The 16,782-nt window shown below is 60.6% G+C and carries 16 protein-coding genes; 3 read left to right on the plus strand and 13 right to left on the minus strand.

Annotation, left to right across the window (positions count from 1 at the left end; all coding sequences use genetic code 11):
• Positions 1–3: 3 nt before the first annotated feature.
• The 3 genes from TAN611_RS16330 to fabB all read right to left on the minus strand — a co-directional run bounded on the left by TAN611_RS16330 (position 4) and on the right by fabB (position 2,262).
• Complete coding sequence (locus TAN611_RS16330; protein WP_111736700.1) at positions 4–333, minus strand: copper-binding protein; 330 nt, start codon at positions 331–333, stop codon at positions 4–6.
• Positions 334–402: 69 nt separating this feature from the next.
• Positions 403–825, minus strand: coding sequence for a hypothetical protein (locus TAN611_RS16335; RefSeq protein ID WP_203066742.1), 423 nt, complete (start codon positions 823–825; stop codon positions 403–405).
• Positions 826–1,041: 216 nt separating this feature from the next.
• Positions 1,042–2,262 carry a beta-ketoacyl-ACP synthase I gene (gene fabB, locus TAN611_RS16340; RefSeq protein WP_105231986.1) on the minus strand — a complete coding sequence of 407 codons (1,221 nt, stop codon included), beginning with the start codon at positions 2,260–2,262 and terminating at the stop codon, positions 1,042–1,044.
• A 171-nt stretch (positions 2,263–2,433) separates the two neighbouring features.
• Between fabB and mnmC the strand changes: the two genes are divergently transcribed.
• The gene (gene mnmC, locus TAN611_RS16345) at positions 2,434–4,455 is read left to right on the plus strand and encodes a bifunctional tRNA (5-methylaminomethyl-2-thiouridine)(34)-methyltransferase MnmD/FAD-dependent 5-carboxymethylaminomethyl-2-thiouridine(34) oxidoreductase MnmC (protein WP_197950039.1); all 2,022 of its coding nucleotides are present in this window, start codon (positions 2,434–2,436) and stop codon (positions 4,453–4,455) included.
• A 58-nt stretch (positions 4,456–4,513) separates the two neighbouring features.
• On the opposite strand, the gene TAN611_RS16350 is transcribed toward mnmC, so the two are convergent.
• From TAN611_RS16350 to prmB, 6 genes are all read right to left on the minus strand, one after another.
• On the minus strand, positions 4,514–4,795 hold the full coding sequence (locus TAN611_RS16350; RefSeq protein ID WP_105231988.1) for a YfcL family protein: 282 nt from the start codon (positions 4,793–4,795) through the stop codon (positions 4,514–4,516).
• 60 nt (positions 4,796–4,855) lie between these two features.
• Complete coding sequence (locus TAN611_RS16355; RefSeq protein ID WP_105231989.1) at positions 4,856–5,404, minus strand: elongation factor P hydroxylase; 549 nt, start codon at positions 5,402–5,404, stop codon at positions 4,856–4,858.
• 66 nt (positions 5,405–5,470) lie between these two features.
• A complete protein-coding gene (locus TAN611_RS16360; protein WP_105231990.1) occupies positions 5,471–6,271 on the minus strand; it encodes a sulfite exporter TauE/SafE family protein in 801 nt (266 codons plus the stop codon).
• 3 nt (positions 6,272–6,274) lie between these two features.
• On the minus strand, positions 6,275–7,102 hold the full coding sequence (mepA, locus tag TAN611_RS16365; RefSeq protein WP_105233459.1) for a penicillin-insensitive murein endopeptidase: 828 nt from the start codon (positions 7,100–7,102) through the stop codon (positions 6,275–6,277).
• A gap of 104 nt (positions 7,103–7,206) precedes the next feature.
• On the minus strand, positions 7,207–8,292 hold the full coding sequence (gene aroC / locus TAN611_RS16370; RefSeq protein WP_105231991.1) for a chorismate synthase: 1,086 nt from the start codon (positions 8,290–8,292) through the stop codon (positions 7,207–7,209).
• 62 nt (positions 8,293–8,354) lie between these two features.
• Positions 8,355–9,287 (minus strand): 50S ribosomal protein L3 N(5)-glutamine methyltransferase, encoded by a 933-nt coding sequence (gene prmB, locus TAN611_RS16375; RefSeq protein WP_105233461.1) that lies wholly within the window; start codon positions 9,285–9,287, stop codon positions 8,355–8,357.
• A gap of 266 nt (positions 9,288–9,553) precedes the next feature.
• Between prmB and smrB the strand changes: the two genes are divergently transcribed.
• The gene (gene smrB, locus TAN611_RS16380) at positions 9,554–10,084 is read left to right on the plus strand and encodes an endonuclease SmrB (RefSeq protein WP_105231992.1); all 531 of its coding nucleotides are present in this window, start codon (positions 9,554–9,556) and stop codon (positions 10,082–10,084) included.
• Between the two features lie 63 nt (positions 10,085–10,147).
• Here the strand turns inward: smrB and sixA are convergent, their stop codons facing one another.
• The 4 genes from sixA to TAN611_RS16400 form a co-directional block, all read right to left on the minus strand.
• A complete protein-coding gene (gene sixA, locus TAN611_RS16385) occupies positions 10,148–10,630 on the minus strand; it encodes a phosphohistidine phosphatase SixA (protein WP_105231993.1) in 483 nt (160 codons plus the stop codon).
• A 451-nt stretch (positions 10,631–11,081) separates the two neighbouring features.
• Positions 11,082–13,244, minus strand: coding sequence for a fatty acid oxidation complex subunit alpha FadJ (gene fadJ, locus TAN611_RS16390; RefSeq protein WP_203066743.1), 2,163 nt, complete (start codon positions 13,242–13,244; stop codon positions 11,082–11,084).
• Complete coding sequence (gene fadI / locus TAN611_RS16395) at positions 13,244–14,554, minus strand: acetyl-CoA C-acyltransferase FadI (protein WP_111736696.1); 1,311 nt, start codon at positions 14,552–14,554, stop codon at positions 13,244–13,246. Before fadI ends, fadJ begins: the two co-directional genes overlap by 1 nt.
• 203 nt (positions 14,555–14,757) lie before the next feature.
• Positions 14,758–15,054, minus strand: coding sequence for a YfcZ/YiiS family protein (locus TAN611_RS16400; RefSeq protein WP_105231996.1), 297 nt, complete (start codon positions 15,052–15,054; stop codon positions 14,758–14,760).
• A gap of 386 nt (positions 15,055–15,440) precedes the next feature.
• Between TAN611_RS16400 and fadL the strand changes: the two genes are divergently transcribed.
• Positions 15,441–16,718 (plus strand): long-chain fatty acid transporter FadL, encoded by a 1,278-nt coding sequence (gene fadL / locus TAN611_RS16405; RefSeq protein ID WP_160030428.1) that lies wholly within the window; start codon positions 15,441–15,443, stop codon positions 16,716–16,718.
• Positions 16,719–16,782: the final 64 nt, after the last annotated feature.

The following is a 16,782-nucleotide window of genomic DNA, read 5'->3' on the forward strand; positions in this document are numbered from 1 at the left end:
TCCTTACTGCTGACTGGCGCTGAGGGTAATCAGCTGGTAGCCGCCATCAACCTGGCGGAAGCTGAATTCAATCGGCGTATCTGCGGGCAGCTCCGCCAACGGCGGCTGCGGCTGCAGGAAGTTCATGGTCATCGGCGGCCAGCCGAGGGATTCAATAGCCGGGTGAGCGATCGACACCTTGTGCGGATTCCAGGCTTTCAACACGCCCTGAGTGTGGGTGACCGCCGCACCGTGTTCGGTGGCAGCATGGTGGGAGGTCGTCGGCTCTTCGGCCTGCACGACGGGGGATAACAACAGAAGAGAAAAAACGGCAACGCTCAATAAATTACGCATGACAATAGCTCCATAAAATAGTTAACCAACACGATATGCCGTCCGGGAGACGGTAAAGCGCGGGGTTGGCTATTCACGGAACCGACAGAATACAACCTCTGTCGGCGGCCCTGCTATCGGCGGCGTTTGCCAGTGGATAAGAGAAATCCGCGCGGTGGTTCGCGGTATGGCGAGCAACACGCTGAGGCTGACCAGCAAGATCGCCAGCGAGGGGCTGGCATGATCCTGCTGCGCGTTATCCGGCACGCAGTGTTTTTCACACAGCGCACCGGTGCCCGTATGGCTGTCCATGCCCGGCGTCGCCTGCTGCAGATGCGACATATGCTGTGCGGCGGCCGCTCTGCCGTCAGGCTGCAAATCGCAGCCGTGACCGGCAAGCGCCAGCTGGCCGTTAAGCAGCAGCCAGGCCAGCAGCAACAGCCATGCGCCGCTACGCTTGCTGACGAAGCGCAGACGATGCATAAACTGTGAAAGGACGGCCTGAACGGACATTTATTCTTCCTGAAAATATGTCACCAAGAGTATTGCGGAACGGCGAATGCCCTTCACCTCCGTGACAAGGTGAGGCCAATCATGACGGAGAGGGGATAAAATTCTTTGATTTCAGTCAATGGCAGGGAGGCATTCGGCAATTAGCATGCAAAAAAAAATGGGTTCGGTAAACCGAACCCATTGTTAATACTGAATCTATCCAGTTAATGAATAAACTTACTTCTGCAGTTTACGCATCACCAGCGTGGCGTTGGTGCCGCCGAAACCGAAGCTGTTGGACATCACGGTGTTCAGTGCGCGCGTGGTCGGCTGGGTAACGATATCCATCCCCGCCGCCTTCTCGTCCAGATTGTCGATGTTGATGCTCGGGGCGATAAAGCCGTGTTCCAGCATCAGCAGGCTGTAGATAGCTTCCTGCACGCCGGCGGCACCCAGCGAGTGGCCGGTCATCGCTTTGGTGGAGGAGATAGCCGGCGTGGTGTCGCCGAACACTTCGCGGATCGCACCCAGCTCTTTCACATCGCCAACCGGCGTCGAGGTGCCGTGCACGTTGATGTAGTCGATCGGCGCATCCAGATCCTGCATCGCCATCTGCATGCAGCGCACCGCGCCTTCGCCGGATGGTGCGACCATATCCGCGCCGTCGGAGGTGGCGCCGTAGCCGACGATTTCGGCATAGATGTGAGCGCCGCGCGCCAGCGCGTGCTCCAACTCTTCTACCACCACCATACCGCCGCCGCCGGCGATAACGAAGCCGTCGCGATCGGCGTCATAGGTGCGGGAAGCTTTTTCCGGCGTTTCGTTATATTTGGTGGACAGTGCGCCCATCGCATCAAACTCGCAGGCCATTTCCCAGCACAGCTCTTCGCCGCCGCCGGCAAACACAATGTCCTGTTTGCCCAGCTGGATCTGCTCTACCGCATTACCGATACAGTGTGCGGAGGTGGCGCAGGCGGAGCTGATGGAGTAGTTAACGCCGTGGATTTTAAACGGTGTCGCCAGGCAGGCGGAAACGCCGGAGGCCATGGCTTTGGTGACCACGTAAGGGCCGACGGCTTTCAGGCCGCGCGGGCTGCGCATCGCATCGGCGCCGAACACCTGGAAGCGCGGGGAACCGCCGCCGGAACCGGCAATCAGGCCAACGCGCGGGTTATTCTGGTACTCTTCTTCCTTCAGGCCGGAAGAGTTAATCGCTTCCTGCATGGACAGGTACGCATAAATGGAAGCATCGCTCATAAAGCGTACAACTTTACGATCGATCAGGCCGGCAGTGTCCAGTTTAACATTGCCCCATACGTGACTACGCATGCCGGAATCTTTTAGCTCCTGAGAGAAAGTAATCCCAGAACGTCCTTCCTGCAGGCTCGCCAGGACCTCCTGTTGGTTATTACCAATGCTGGAGACAATACCCAGGCCAGTAATCACTGCACGTTTCATTCAATACCTCTTCCACAATTTTACATTCGGGATTTTGCCTCGCACTTTAGCGTACAGATGTACGCCGAACAAGTCCGATCAGCGTTTTTCAGCTTTATTCTTATCCAGTTTGCGCCGCAGCGCCAGCGCCGTTAAAATCGCGCTACCCCCTTGAATGACGAGCAACCAACCGTGAGCAACTCCCCCATCCAAACCGCAGCGCTATCCTGGAACGAACAGGGTACACCTGTTTCGAAACAGTTTGATGACGTCTATTTTTCCAATCAGGATGGGCTGGAAGAAACCCGCTACGTCTTTCTCGGCGGCAACCGGCTGCCGGCGCGCTTCGCCGAACACCCGCGCCCGCTGTTTATCGCGGCGGAAACCGGCTTCGGCACCGGGCTGAACTTTTTAACCCTGTGGCAGGCGTTTGAACGCCATCTGCAGGCGAACCCCACCGCCCCGCTGCAACGCCTGCACTTTATCAGCTTTGAGAAATTCCCGCTGCAGCCGGCGGATCTGGCGGCGGCGCACGCCCGCTGGCCGGAGCTGGCGCCGTACGCCGACCAACTACGCGCCAGCTGGCCGCAGGCGCTGCCCGGCTGTCACCGCCTGCTGCTGGCGGAGGGGCGCATCACGCTCGACCTGTGGTTCGGCGACGTCAACGCGCTGCTGCCGCGCTTCGATCACAGCATCAATAATCAGGTCGACGCCTGGTTCCTCGACGGCTTCGCCCCGGCGAAAAATCCCGATATGTGGAGCGAACAGCTGTTCGCCGCCATGGCGCGCTTTGCCCGGCCGGGCGGCAGCTTCGCCACCTTTACCGCCGCCGGCTTCGTGCGTCGCGGCCTGCAGCAGGCGGGCTTTGCGGTAGAAAGAGTCAAAGGCTTCGGTCAGAAACGCGAAATGCTGGTCGGCACGCTGCCGGCGGACAGCGCGCCGACGCCCGACCCCGCACCCTGGTTCCACCGTCCGCCCGCCGATGCGACACAGGATATCGCCCTGGTCGGCGGCGGTATCGCCAGCGCCCTCACCGCGCTGGCGCTGCTGCGGCGCGGCGCCAAGGTGACGCTGTACTGCGCGGACGATGAGCCGGCCGCCGGCGCTTCCGGCAACCGTCAGGGGGCGCTGTATCCGCTGCTCAACGGCCGCGGCGACGTGCTGGAGCGTTTTTTCAGCGCCGCCTTTCCCTTCGCCCGCCGTCTGTATGACGCGCTGGCCGACAGCGGCGTCGTCTTTGAGCATCAGTGGTGCGGCGTCAGCCAGCTGGCCTACGATGAAAAAAGCGCGGCGAAAATCGACAATATGCTGGGCACCGACTGGCCGACGGCGTTTGCCTTCGCCGCCGATCGCGATACGCTCAGCCAGCTGTGCGGCGTCGACAGCGGCTTCGGCGGCATCAATTATCCGCAGGGCGGCTGGCTCTGCCCGGCGGAACTGACGCGCGGCGCGCTGGAACTGGCGCAGCGCCAAGGGCTACGCTGCCATTACCGCCACCGGCTCAGTGCGCTGACGGCAGAGCAGGACGGCTGGCGGCTTGATTTCAGCCACGGCGACAGCCGCCGGCATGATGTGGTGCTGCTGGCCAACGGCCACCAGTTGGCGACGCTGCCCCAGTGCACCGAACTGCCGATGTATGCGGTGCGCGGCCAGGTCTCCCATATTCCGACCGCACCGGCGCTGGGCCAGCTGCGACAGGTATTGTGCTATGAAGGTTATCTGACGCCGGTCAGCCCGCAGCATCAGCAGCACTGCATCGGCGCCAGCTACCAGCGCGGCGTGACCGATACCGCCTACAGCGAGCAGGAACAACAGGAAAACCGCGCGCGGCTGCTGCGCTGCCTGCCGCAACAGGCGTGGACGCAACAGGCGGACGTCAGCGACGGGCAGGCCCGCTGCGGCGTGCGCTGCGCCACACGCGATCATCTGCCGATGGCCGGCGCGCTGCCGGACTACCAGCAAACGCTGGCGTGCTACCAGAATCTGCCAAAACGGCGGCAGCGCGGGGAAGAGATTGATAAGGCGCCGGGCTACCCGAACCTGTTTATACTCGGCGGGCTTGGTTCACGCGGGCTGTGTTCCGCACCGCTGACGGCGGAAATTTTGGCGGCGCAGCTGTTCGGCGAGCCGTTGCCGGCCGATGCCGAGGTGCTGGCGGCGCTTAATCCGAACCGGATGTGGGTAAGAAAACTGCTGAAGGGTCGCCCGCTGTAAATCGGGCAAGAGGCACGCCCCTTTCCCTGCGCGGCGAAAGGGGCGGCAAAGTGCAGAATCAGGCGGTAGGCAATGCGGCCTGGTACAAATTCTCCCACATCGCTTCTACCAGCACCTGATCCGGCGGCGACAGCTCGCCGGCGCGGATGGCGTTATGCAGGCTGTCTTCAACCCGCGCCTTCAGCTGTTCGGCGCTGTGTTCGCCCTGCTCTTCCGCTTCGGCTACCGCCAGCGTCAGATGACCGCGCAGATAGCCACCGGCAAACAGTTCATCATCACTGGCGTGGTCTACCATGTCATCAATCAGCGCCAAAACGCGCGCTTCAAATTCAGCGATCATCGCATGTCCTCATGTTCCCCTGCGGCATGTCGCCGGTCAGGAGCGGTGTTTAAAGTAAAATCAGTTCAGATCTTCCGGATAAGGAAAATTCTCAGCCGTCAGCGGCGGCGTATTGTAAAACGATCGTAACGCCTGAATAAAGCGCGCCGGCCGTTCGGGAATGCCTTTTTCCAACAGCTCCAGCACCCGGGCGCGTACTTTTCGCTGGAAAGCGACGCGATCCGGCTCGCAGTCACCGTTCAGGTTGTCGCAGCTGACGTTAAACGGGAAGCCGGCGGCAACGCAGAACAACCACTCCAGCGCCTGTGGTTTGACTTCCACCGCCTCAAATTCGCTTTGCGTTTGCGCATCGCGGCCGTCCGGGCAGTACCAGTAGCCAAAATCGACCAGCTTGCGCCGCTCTGCGCCGGCGATACACCAGTGGGAAATTTCATGCAGGCCGCTGGCGTAGAAACCATGGGCAAATACGATGCGGTGGTAAGGCAGTTCATCATCCGCCGGCAGATAAATCGGCTCGTCGTCGCCTTTAACCAGGCGCGTATTGTAATCGTCGCTGAAGCACTGATTAAAAATCTCAATCAGCTGGGGATACTGGTGCGTGTCTGACATAAAAAAACTCAAAGTAACCACAAAAACAGGGCGGCTATTATTTCACGTTGCCGCCCGATTGACCCGTTAAAAATGCATGGCCAGCCACTGCTGAATTTCAGCGCCGTGACTGTCGTACAGCAGCTTCAGGCTCATCACCAGTGAAACCACCACGATCATCGGGCGAATCAGCTTCTGCCCGCGCGTCATTACCATATGCGCACCCATCCGCGCGCCCAGCACCTGCCCGACCAGCATCAGCAGGCCGATGCCCCACACCACCTTGCCGCCGATGATAAAGAAGATCAGGCTGCCGAAGTTGGAGGTGAAGTTCAGCACCTTGGCGTGCGCGGTGGATTTCGCCAGGTTGAAGCCGCACAGCGTCACATAGGCCAGCGCGTAGAAAGAGCCGGCACCGGGGCCGAAAAAGCCGTCGTAAAAACCGACGCAGCCGCCGGCCACCAGACCGAACGGCAGCGCGCTCAGACGCCGCTGGCGATCGCTTTCTCCCAGACGCGGCGTCAGCAGGAAATAGAGCCCGATGCCAATCACCAGCAGCGGCAACATCTGCCGCAGCAGATCGGCGCGCATATGCTGCACCAGAATCGCGCCGGCGATCGAGCCGATCAGCGTCAGCAGGATCGTCAGCTTCTGTTCGCCGAGATTGACCGCCTTACGGCGGATAAAGTACAGGCTGGCGGACAGCGAACCGCCCACCGACTGCAGCTTGTTGGTCGCCAGCGCCTGCGCCGGCGGCACCCCTGCCGCCAGCAGCACCGGTACCGTCAGCAATCCGCCACCGCCGGCGATGGAATCAATAAAACCTGCCAGTAACGCCACGGCAAACAACACCCCGAGCATTTCGGGGCTGACCATCAACCAGTCCATGAATTATTCCGCAGAAAAATGGTTATCCAACAACGCCTGACAGGAAGGCGGCAACGGCGGCACAACCCGCTTGCCCGGTTTCGAGCTTGGCTGGTGTGGTTCAAACCAACTGGCCAGCTCGAAACCGCAGCCGTCGCCCGGCGGCGGCGGATCCTGATCCTTGCACTCCAGACTGTCCGGCGGACAGCTCAACCGCACGTGCATATGGGCGCGGTGGCCAAACCACGGCCGCACCTTATGCAGCCAGGCGCGATCGCTGCCGGCATCGTCGCACAGCCGCTGTTTAATCGCCGGGTTAACGAAGATGCGCGCCACTTTGTCGTCCTGCGCCGCCAGTTTGATCAGCGAACCAATCTGCGGCTGCCACTGATTATTACGCACCCGCATGCCGTCGCCGCTCACCAGATCTATCGGCTGCGGCTTCAGCAGCTGTCGCTCGCTCCAGCGCTGATGCGGCAGCTGCAGCCAGATATCGACGTCCAGACCGGACTGGTGGCTGGCATGGCCGCTGCTGAAACGCCCGCCGGCCGGCATCGCCATATCGCCGATCAGCACCGTGCCCAGCCCCTGCTGCCCGGTCTCACGGGTCAGACGCTGAATAAACGCCAGCAGTTCCGGATGACCGAAATAGCGGCGCTGATCCTGGCGCATCACCTGATAGTCCGCCGCATTGAGCGGCAGCGGCCGGGCGCCGATCACACAGCCGTTAGAAAAGCCGCCAATCGCCTGCGCCGACCCCGCTACCGGATGATCAATTTTTTGCCACGGCGTCAACGCCAGCGCGGACGTTGACGCCAGCAGCGCCATCAGACCCAACAACCCATTTTTCATCGTGATATCCATTGATTTCGCCATGCGGGCGGACACAATGCCGCACCGCCGGAAAAACAGGCATCGTGACGATGCCCAGACATGAGAACAATGATACGGCGCGGTTACCAGCGCGGCACGTCGGAGAGCACGTCGCCGTTCTGCCCGCGCTGGCGCAGCAGATGGTCCATCAGCACGATTGCCATCATCGCTTCGGCGATCGGCACCGCGCGGATGCCAACGCACGGATCGTGGCGGCCGCGGGTTACCATATCCACCGCTTCGCCCTGGCGGTTGATGGTGCGCCCCGGCACCATAATGCTGGAGGTCGGCTTCAGCGCCAGATGGGCAATCACCGGCTGGCCGCTGCTGATGCCGCCGAGAATGCCGCCGGCGTGGTTGCTCTGGAAGCCTTCCGGGGTAATTTCATCGCGGTTTTCGCTGCCGCGCTTGGTGACCACGGCAAAACCGTCGCCGATCTCCACGCCTTTCACCGCATTGATGCTCATCAGCGCATGCGCCAGATCGGCATCCAGGCGGTCAAACACCGGCTCGCCGAGGCCGACCGGCACGTTCTCCGCCACCACGCTGACTTTGGCGCCAATGGAGTCGCCCTCTTTTTTCAGCGCGCGCATCAGTTCATCCAGCGCTTCCAGCTTGTCGACATCCGGGCAGAAGAACGGGTTCTGCTCAACCTGCTCCCAGTCTTTCAGCTCGCAGCTGACGTCGCCGATCTGCGCCAGGTAGCCGCGCACCTTCACGCCGAATTTCTGTTCAAGGTACTTTTTGGCAATCGCGCCGGCCGCCACGCGCATCGCGGTTTCCCGCGCCGATGAGCGGCCGCCGCCGCGGTAGTCGCGCACGCCGTATTTCTGTTCGTAGGTGTAGTCGGCATGGCCCGGACGGAACACGTCTTTGATCGCGCCGTAGTCTTGTGAGCGCTGATCGGTGTTTTCGATCATCAGGCCGATGCTGGTGCCGGTGGTCACGCCTTCAAACACGCCGGAAAGAATGCGCACCCGGTCGGGTTCACGGCGCTGCGTGGTATAGCGCGAGGTGCCCGGACGACGGCGGTCCAGGTCATGTTGCAAATCTTCTTCCGTCAGCGCGATGCCCGGCGGCACCCCGTCAACGATACATCCCAGCGCCACCCCGTGAGATTCGCCAAAGGTGGTGACGCGGAATAACTGCCCAATACTGTTCCCTGCCATCACGGCTCCTTACCGTTACATTTTTTGTTATCGGGCCTGCCGCAGCAGGCCAGGGAAAATCATCAGCTGCGATACATGCTGAAATGCGCCTTGCAGTCCACCAGCTGCTGCTTGGTCAGCATAAATACGCCGTCGCCGCCGTTGGCAAACTCCAACCAGGTGAACGGAATATCCGGGTACTGCTCCATCAGGTGTACCATGCTGTTGCCGACTTCACAAATCAGCACGCCGTCATCGCTGAGGAAGTCCGGCGCGCAGGCCAGAATGCGGCGCACCAGTTTCAGGCCGTCGCTGCCCGCCGCCAGGCCCAGTTCCGGCTCAAAGCGGAACTCTTCCGGTAGATCGGACATATCTTCAGCATCGACATACGGCGGGTTGGTGACGATCAGATCGTACTGGATCGCGGGAACGTCGCGGAACAGATCGGAACGGATCGGGATCACCTGATGTTCAACGCCCAGCGCCTGAATATTGCGCTCGGTAACCGCCAGCACGTCGCTGGAGATATCCACCGCGTCCACTTCCGCTTCCGGGAAGGCGTAACCGCAGGCGATGGCGATGCAGCCGCTGCCGGTGCACATATCCAGAATATGGCGCGGCGGCTGCGGGATCAGGCCGCTGAACCGCTCGTTGATCAGCTCGCCAATCGGCGAACGCGGCACCAGCACGCGCTCATCGACGTAAAATTCCAGGCCGCAGAACCAGGCCTTGTTGGTCAGATACGCCACCGGCACGCGCTCGTTGATACGGCGGATGACCCGCTCGACGATGCGATGGCGCTCGCTGGAGGTCAGACGCGCGCTGCGCATCTCTTCCGGAATATCCAGCGGCAGATACAAACTCGGCAGAACCAGCTGCACCGCTTCGTCCCACGGATTATCGGTTCCGTGACCATAGTAGATATTGGCGGCGCTGAAGCGGCTGACGGTCCAGCGCAGCATATCCTGAATGGTGTGCAGTTCGTTCACTGCTTCGTCGACGAAAATTTTGTCCAAAGTGCCCTCCGGCAGGCGGCTGTGATTCATGAGATAGCCGCATAGTTTGCCACGAAGCCCGCGACAAATCAGCAGCTATATACGCCCCTGCCGCAAGTTGCCGACGCACCGGTACACGGCGGCCGACAGGCGGGATGAGCGGTCATCACGTTAAGGTTAGCCGCTTCTCATTCACCTGGCTTAACCTGAAGGCAACAGTTTTGCGTCGTCAGATCGCACGCGACACGATAAACTAACGGTAAAATAGTCGTCAGTGAATGAGAACCATGAAGAACAAACCGCCGCTGAGCCAGGATGAACTGCAGCTCTTCAGAGACTCGGTGACGGGCGCCAAGAAGCTGCGTCAGGACACCATTGTCCATCGCCCGCCCAAACCCAAAATCAAGCAGACGCCGCCGCAGCGCCTGCTGCAGGAACAGGTCGACGCCAGTTTCTATTTTTCCGATGAGTTCCAGCCGCAGCTGGACGAAGACGGCCCGACCCGCTATGTACGCCCCGGCGCCAGCCAGTTTGAACTGAAAAAGCTGCGCCGCGGCGACTATGTGCCGGATCTGTTTCTCGATCTGCACGGGCTGACGCAGCTGCAGGCCAAGCAGGAGCTGGGGGCGCTGATCGCCGCCTGTAAACGTGAGCACGTCTACTGCGCCTGCGTGATGCACGGGCACGGCAAACATATTCTCAAGCAACAGACGCCGCTGTGGCTGGCGCAGCACCCGGACGTGCTGGCGTTCCATCAGGCGCCGAAAGAATGGGGCGGCAACGCCGCCATATTGCTGCTGGTCGAGCTGGCCGACTAGGCCGCAGAAATGACAAAGGGCGATGTTTATCATCGCCCTTTGCAATTAACGCACATTACGCCGTCAGGCTTTCACCATCAGCTGAGACGGGCCGACCTGCCACTCCAGCTTGCCCGCATGGCCGTCCTGCGCCAGTTCGACGTTGGCAATTGCCGAGGTGGCGAACATCGGCGGGCACTCGCCCGGGCACAGTTCCGCCACCAGATAGCCGACCAGCGGCAGGTGGGAAACGATCAGCACCGACTTCACCCCCTGCTGGGCCAGGACCTGCAGATAGCTGCCGACCAGCGCGGCGTCGCCGCCCGGGGTCAGCGCCGGCATCACTTCCGCGCCTTCCGGCAGCGTCAGCGCAGCGCGCACCGTGTCCAGCGTCTGCTCGGCGCGCAGATAAGGACTGACCAGCACGCGTTCAATATCCACAGACTTGGTGTTCAACCAGGCCGCCATCTGACGTGACTCATCACGACCGCAGAGGGTAAGAGGTCTTACCGCATCGCTGGCCGCGTCGAGCGCCGCCTCTCCGTGACGCATAATCAAAACTTGCATAGTGCACCGCTGTTGTTGACAAAATAACTGCGTAATTGCAGCAGCCGCTTCAATGACTCCGGCTCATTACCCGCCACGCTGAACGTGCCGTAGCGCCGGGCCCCTGATTAACGCAAAAGCACATCGTGCTTCCAAACGATAACGCGCCGTCTCTCTATGGCGGCCGGGCATTTTGCCTGAAAGTTCACGTAAAGAAAACGCCGTTTTTTCGCCGTCGGCGCGACTTTACGCGAAGCCATCGTTCACTTTACAACCAATTCAACAGGTTAAATTTCACGCGCAATGCGCGAGATTTCATACCGGCGGCTCACCCTTCGCCGCCGACAGCCTACGTTACCTCGCCCCCATCTCCCTGTACAGCGTCCGGGATTGCAGGTGTCGCAAGGAGTGATAGCGATCACATCACGCCTCTGTTGTTACTGTAGTGCAAATCGGGCCGCCATGCTGCCCGCTAGCGGGGATAGAAACGCTCGCCCTGTTGTGCCATGCGCTGCAGACGTTCGCACGGCGCAAAATGCTCGCCGTGCTGCTGCTGCAGATATTGCAGGGTTTTCACCACCGTCTCCGCACCAAGCTCATCCATATAGCGGAATGGTCCGCCGAGGAACGGCGGGAAGCCAATGCCGAACACCGCGCCGATATCGCCGTCGCGGGCGCTGCGAATCACGCCTTCTTCCAGACAACGCGCCGCTTCGTTCAGCATCATCATCACGCAGCGCTGGGCGATCTCCGCCGGCGGCAGATGCGCCTTCGGCGTGACGCCGAGCAGCGTATAAACCGAAGCGTCAGCACGTTTTCGGCGCTGGCGCTGCTGGCCTTCGCTGGGATACAGATAGAAGCCCTTGCCGTTCTTGCGCCCTTTGCGGCCATCTTTCAGCACCGCATCAAACGCCGCCGGCGCGGCGAAGCGCGACCCCAGTTCTTCCACCAGAATAGGAATAATTTTGGTGCCGACGTCGATACCGACCTCGTCCAACAGTGTAATCGGCCCCACCGGGAAGCCGAAATCCACCAGCGCCTTATCCAGCGCCTCGATCGGCTCGCCGGCCAGCAGACAGCGCGCCGCCTCATTAATATAGGGCGCCAGGATGCGGTTAACGTAAAAACCGGCGCGGTCGGCCACCACTATCGCCGTTTTCCCCTGCTTATGCGCCAACGCTACGGTAGTGGCGATGGTTGCGGCGCTGGTTGCGGCATGCGGTATCACCTCCACCAGCGGCATTTTGTCCACCGGGCTGAAATAGTGCAGCCCGATCACCTGCTCCGGCCGCTGCGCCTTGGCGGCGATCTGGCTAATCGGCAGCGAAGAGGTGTTAGAGGCAAAGACGGTATGCGACGCGGCGTGCTGCTCTATCTCCGCCACCATCTGCTGCTTCAGCGCCAGATCTTCGAACACCGCCTCCACCACGATGTCCACCTGCTCGAAACCGCAGTAATCGGTGGTGCCGGAAATCAGCATCATCTGCTTTTGCCGCTCCGCCGGACGCATACGCTTACGGCGCACCCGCTTGCCCAGCACGTCCCAGCTGTATTTCAGCGCGTGATTAATGCCCTGGGTGCTGATGTCCTTAATACGTACCGGCAAACCGCCGCGCGTAGCCGTCACACAGGCAATGCCGCCGCCCATCAGGCCGCCGCCCAGAATACCAACCCGTTCAAGCGCGTGCGGCTGCGCATCGGCGCCACGCTCCTTTTTCAGCGCGGTGGAAGCAAAAAACAGGCTGCGCAGCGCCGCTGACTGCGGCGTCATCGCCAGCTCGCCAAAGGCGCGTGCCTCGGCCTCATAACCGCTGGCGCTGCCCTGGTCCAAACCGGTACGCACCACCTGGATAATCCGCTCCGCCGCCGGATAATTGCCGTGCGTCTTCTCCAGCGTTTTCTTGCGCACGATGGCGAACAGCGCACTGCGCCCGAGCGGGCCGTTGAGCAACCGCTCCTGCCACGGCAGTTCGCGCCGCGCCGACCAGCCCTGCCTGGCGCGCGCGACCGCCGTCTCAAGCAAAATGGCGTGCGGCACCGCATCGTCCACCAGCCCCATGCGCAGCGCCTGACGAGCGCGGATCTGTTTGCCGGTCAGCATCATATCCAGCGCTTTGCCGGCGCCAATCAGACGCGGCAGCCGCTGCGTGCCGCCGGATCCCGGCAACAGCCCCAGCTGCACTTCCGGCAGGCCGAGCGCGGTTTTATCGTCCAGGGAACATACCCGGCTGTGGCAAGCCAGCGCCAGCTCAAGCCCGCCGCCCAGACAGGCACCGTGGATCGCCGCCACCACCGGCACCGGAAAAGCCGCCAACTGCGCCAGCGTGCCCTGCCCTTTCTTCGCCAGCGACTGCGCCTCTTTGGCGCCGTTGCAGGCGGCGATCATGGTGATATCGGCGCCGGCGATAAAGGAATCGGGCTTACCGGAGATAATGACCAGGCCTTCCAGCGTGGTCTGCTGCTGCGCCTGGATCAGCACATCATTAATCTGTTCAACAAACTCCGCCTTCAGCGTATTGACCTTTTCTCCCGGCACGTCGATGGTAATCACGCCGATGTTGTCCGGCCGCAGGGTCAGACGAAACGCCGTCTGTGGAGCCCGTTGCTCATGCAGTGCATTGGTCGCTGCGCTCATTATTCCACCTCCACAACCATCGCCGCGCCCAGACCGCCGGCGGCGCAGGCGGTCGCCAGCCCCAGACCGCCGCCGCGACGTTTCAGCTCATGCAGCGTCTGGGTAATCATGCGCGCGCCGGTGGCGGCAAACGGGTGCCCGTAGGCAATAGAGCCGCCCAGCACGTTGAACTTCTCCATGTCGACCTCCCCGATCGCCGCGTCGCGCCCCAGCTTCTCGCGGGCGAACGCCGCGCTGGCGAACATTTTCAGGTTGGCCAGCGTCTGCGCGGCGAAGGCTTCATGCATATCGATCAACGTTAAATCGGCCAGCGTAATGCCCGCCCGATCCAGCGCCAGCGGCGTGGCGTACGACGGCCCCAGCAGCATATCCTGCCAGACGTCGATGGCGGCAAAGGCGAAGCTGCGCAGATAGCCGAGCGGCTGCAGCCCCAGCTCTCTGGCGCGGGATTCGCTCATCATCAGCACCGCCGCCGCACCGTCGGTGAGCGGCGTACTGTTGGCCGCGGTCACGCTGCCGTGTTTACGATCGAAAGCCGGCTTTAATTTGGCGTAGGAGGCCAGGCTGGAGTCTTTGCGGACATTGTTGTCTTCGGTCAGTTCCGCCTTATACGGCGGCACATAGGCCGTCATTACTTCATCGTGCAACCAGCCCTGCTCCCAGGCATTGGCCGCCAACTGGTGAGAACGGTGTGCCAGCGCGTCCTGATCTTCACGGCTGATGCCGTGCGTCTTCGCCATTTGTTCGGCGGTGTCGCCCATCCGCAGGCCGGTGGAGTATTCCGCTACCGCCGGCGGCACCGGCAGCAGGTCGCGGAATTTCAACCGGCTGAACAGCTTCAGGCGCTGCGACAGCGTGCGCGCCTTGTTGACGTCCACCAGCGTGCGCGCCAGCGCTTTGCTGACGCCGATCGGCAGTACGGAGGAGGAATCAGCGCCGCCGGCAATGCCGACGCTGATGCTGCCGGCGATAATGCTTTCCGCCACGTTGGCGATCGCCTGGAAACTGGTGGCGCAGGCGCGGGAGACGCTGTAGGCGTCGGTATGTACGCTCATGCCGGTGCCGAGCACGATCTCGCGCGCGATATTCGGCGCCTCCGGCATCTGCACCACCTGGCCAAACACCAGTTGTTCAATCAGCGTCGCGTCGATGCCGCTGCGCGCCACCAACTCACTGACCGCCATTTTACCGAGATCCACCGCCGGCACGCCGTGATAGGCGGTCGCCTGTTTGGCGAACGGGGTGCGTAATCCATTAACTATTGCAATTCTGTCTCCCTGACGGGTGACCAGCGGCAGTGCCTTACTCATAAATGCTCCTGAAGAAAGTAACGTCAGCGCAATCCGCAAAACAGGTCTGACCTGATGAGGTCATTGTTAACCAGATGTTTACATTTGGCAAACCGTCAGAGGTGAAATCTGCGAGCAGGAGCAACTTTCAAACGGGGGATAAACCGGCAAGGGGAAAATTAAAGAGGCTGCGCGGCGGGCGCCGCGCAGAATACCGTGATGCGTTAACGCAGGCCCAGCTGAAAAATCAGCGTTTCCGCCTGGCAGGCAAAGGTGAAATCAGCGTTCAGCTGCACGCCGCCGTCTACCGGCTGCAGGCTGCTGCTGATGGCGCAGGGATCGGACTCCACCGAACGCGCTTTTTCCGTCAGCGCCGTCAGCGTTTGCTGCGCGTCTTGCTCGTCGGTAAAAATCTGGCTGTAGGACGCGGTGCAGTCGGTATTGTCCATCACGGTGCCGACATCCACACAGCAGCATGCTGCCGTTTCCTGTGCGCTGCATTTATTAATTGCATCTGACATAGTTAATTCTCCTCACGACGCCTGGGCGTATGACCCGGCGCAAAGACCCAAGATTCTGTAAGCCATTTTACGCCTCGCCGTATGAGATCACTAGCACTTACTCTCTGTAGGTGTTTTAAGTGATGGAAATCACAAATAAAAATATTAATTTGATAAATAAACATAGGAATTTTGTTATTTACCACTGGCGTTTTGTTAAGCAGATCTCTTTTTTGATATCAATCTGGAAATATTTCAAAAACAAAGTTGCAACATCTTAACAGGTCAGACCTATAATTCAGCCACTGGTCTGATTTGTCTGATGGATAACGGACCCTACAATCCCGCGCTCCTTGTTACCACGTGTAACATAGTTTAAATAATAAACACATAATGAGGTTTTGGTCATGAGCCAGAAAAACCTATTCAAGAAAACAGCTCTTGCAGCTGCAGTGGCGATTATTTCTTCAAACGTGTATGCCGCAGGATTCCAGTTGAATGAGTACTCTTCTTCTGGTTTAGGCCGTTCTTTTTCTGGTGAAGGCGCCGTCGCCGACAATGCCACCTCAGCCAGCCGCAACCCGGCGACCATGATGATGTTTGACCGCCCAACCTTCTCCGCCGGCGCCATCTTTGTCGACCCGGGCGTTGATATCTCCGGCACCTCGCGCTCCGGCAACAGCCTGGATGCGAAAAACATCGCGCCGGCACAGTGGATCCCGAACCTTCATTATATCCACCCGCTGAACGACCAGTGGGCCGTCGGCGGCTCGGTCACCAGCAACTACGGCCTGGCGACCGAATTTAACGACGGCTATACCGCCGGCCCGTACGCCGGTAAAACCGATCTGACCACCGTTAACCTCAACCTGAGCGCCGCGTACCGCCTGAACCAGCACTTCAGCTTCGGCCTGGGCTTTGATGCGCTATACGCCAAGGCCAAGCTCGAACGCTACGCTGGCGAAAGCGGCGCCGCGGTCGGCATGCCTGCCGATACCCAGATTTCGCACCTGAAGGGCGACGAATGGGGCTACGGCTGGAACGCCGGCATCCTGTATGAAGTGGATGAAAACAACCGCTACGGCCTGACCTACCGTTCCGAAATCAAAGTCGACTTCGACGGCGATTACAAGAGCAGCGTCCCATCAAGCTTTAACCCGATGCAGGGCATGACCGGCCTGCCATGGGGCACCGACGGCAACACTATTCCTGGCTCTCTGTCGCTGCACCTGCCTGAGATGTGGGAAATTTCCGGTTATAACCGGGTGGCGCCAAAGTGGGCCGTTCACTACAGCCTGGCATACACCAGCTGGAGCCAGTTCCAGGAGCTGCGCGCCACCGGCAGCAACGGCCAGACGCTGTTCGAGAAGCATGAAGGCTTCAAAGACGCTTACCGCATCGCGCTGGGTACCACCTATTACTACGACGATAACTGGACCTTCCGTACCGGTATCGCCTTCGATGACAGCCCGGTACCGGCCCAGAACCGCTCCATTTCCATCCCGGATCAGGACCGCTTCTGGCTCAGCGCCGGCACCACCTACGCGTTCAACCAGAACGCCTCGGTGGACGTGGGCGTCTCCTATATGCACGGTCAGCACGTTACCGTCAAGGAAGGCCCGTACACCTTCGAGTCTGAAGGTAAAGCCTGGCTGTACGGCGCTAACTTCAACTACACGTTCTAAGCTGCGCCCGACAGTATCAACGATAAAAAAACCCGCCGGATGGCGGGTTTTTCTTTATGCGCTT

The organism is Serratia sp. Tan611, assembly GCF_905188235.1.
Lineage (GTDB): Bacteria > Pseudomonadota > Gammaproteobacteria > Enterobacterales > Enterobacteriaceae > Serratia_B > Serratia_B rhizosphaerae.

What these genes read in the sequence shown, in the direction of transcription:
- TAN611_RS16330 (WP_111736700.1), bottom strand. Translation starts at nt 333, where the DNA reads ATGCGTAATTTATTGAGCGTTGCCGTTTTTTCTCTTCTGTTGTTATCC.
- TAN611_RS16335 (WP_203066742.1), bottom strand. Translation starts at nt 825, where the DNA reads ATGTCCGTTCAGGCCGTCCTTTCACAGTTTATGCATCGTCTGCGCTTC.
- fabB (WP_105231986.1), bottom strand. Translation starts at nt 2,262, where the DNA reads ATGAAACGTGCAGTGATTACTGGCCTGGGTATTGTCTCCAGCATTGGT.
- TAN611_RS16350 (WP_105231988.1), bottom strand. Translation starts at nt 4,795, where the DNA reads ATGATCGCTGAATTTGAAGCGCGCGTTTTGGCGCTGATTGATGACATG.
- TAN611_RS16355 (WP_105231989.1), bottom strand. Translation starts at nt 5,404, where the DNA reads ATGTCAGACACGCACCAGTATCCCCAGCTGATTGAGATTTTTAATCAG.
- TAN611_RS16360 (WP_105231990.1), bottom strand. Translation starts at nt 6,271, where the DNA reads ATGGACTGGTTGATGGTCAGCCCCGAAATGCTCGGGGTGTTGTTTGCC.
- mepA (WP_105233459.1), bottom strand. Translation starts at nt 7,102, where the DNA reads ATGAAAAATGGGTTGTTGGGTCTGATGGCGCTGCTGGCGTCAACGTCC.
- aroC (WP_105231991.1), bottom strand. Translation starts at nt 8,292, where the DNA reads ATGGCAGGGAACAGTATTGGGCAGTTATTCCGCGTCACCACCTTTGGC.
- smrB (WP_105231992.1), top strand. Translation starts at nt 9,554, where the DNA reads ATGAAGAACAAACCGCCGCTGAGCCAGGATGAACTGCAGCTCTTCAGA.
- sixA (WP_105231993.1), bottom strand. Translation starts at nt 10,630, where the DNA reads ATGCAAGTTTTGATTATGCGTCACGGAGAGGCGGCGCTCGACGCGGCC.
- fadJ (WP_203066743.1), bottom strand. Translation starts at nt 13,244, where the DNA reads ATGAGCGCAGCGACCAATGCACTGCATGAGCAACGGGCTCCACAGACG.
- fadI (WP_111736696.1), bottom strand. Translation starts at nt 14,554, where the DNA reads ATGAGTAAGGCACTGCCGCTGGTCACCCGTCAGGGAGACAGAATTGCA.
- TAN611_RS16400 (WP_105231996.1), bottom strand. Translation starts at nt 15,054, where the DNA reads ATGTCAGATGCAATTAATAAATGCAGCGCACAGGAAACGGCAGCATGC.
- fadL (WP_160030428.1), top strand. Translation starts at nt 15,441, where the DNA reads ATGAGCCAGAAAAACCTATTCAAGAAAACAGCTCTTGCAGCTGCAGTG.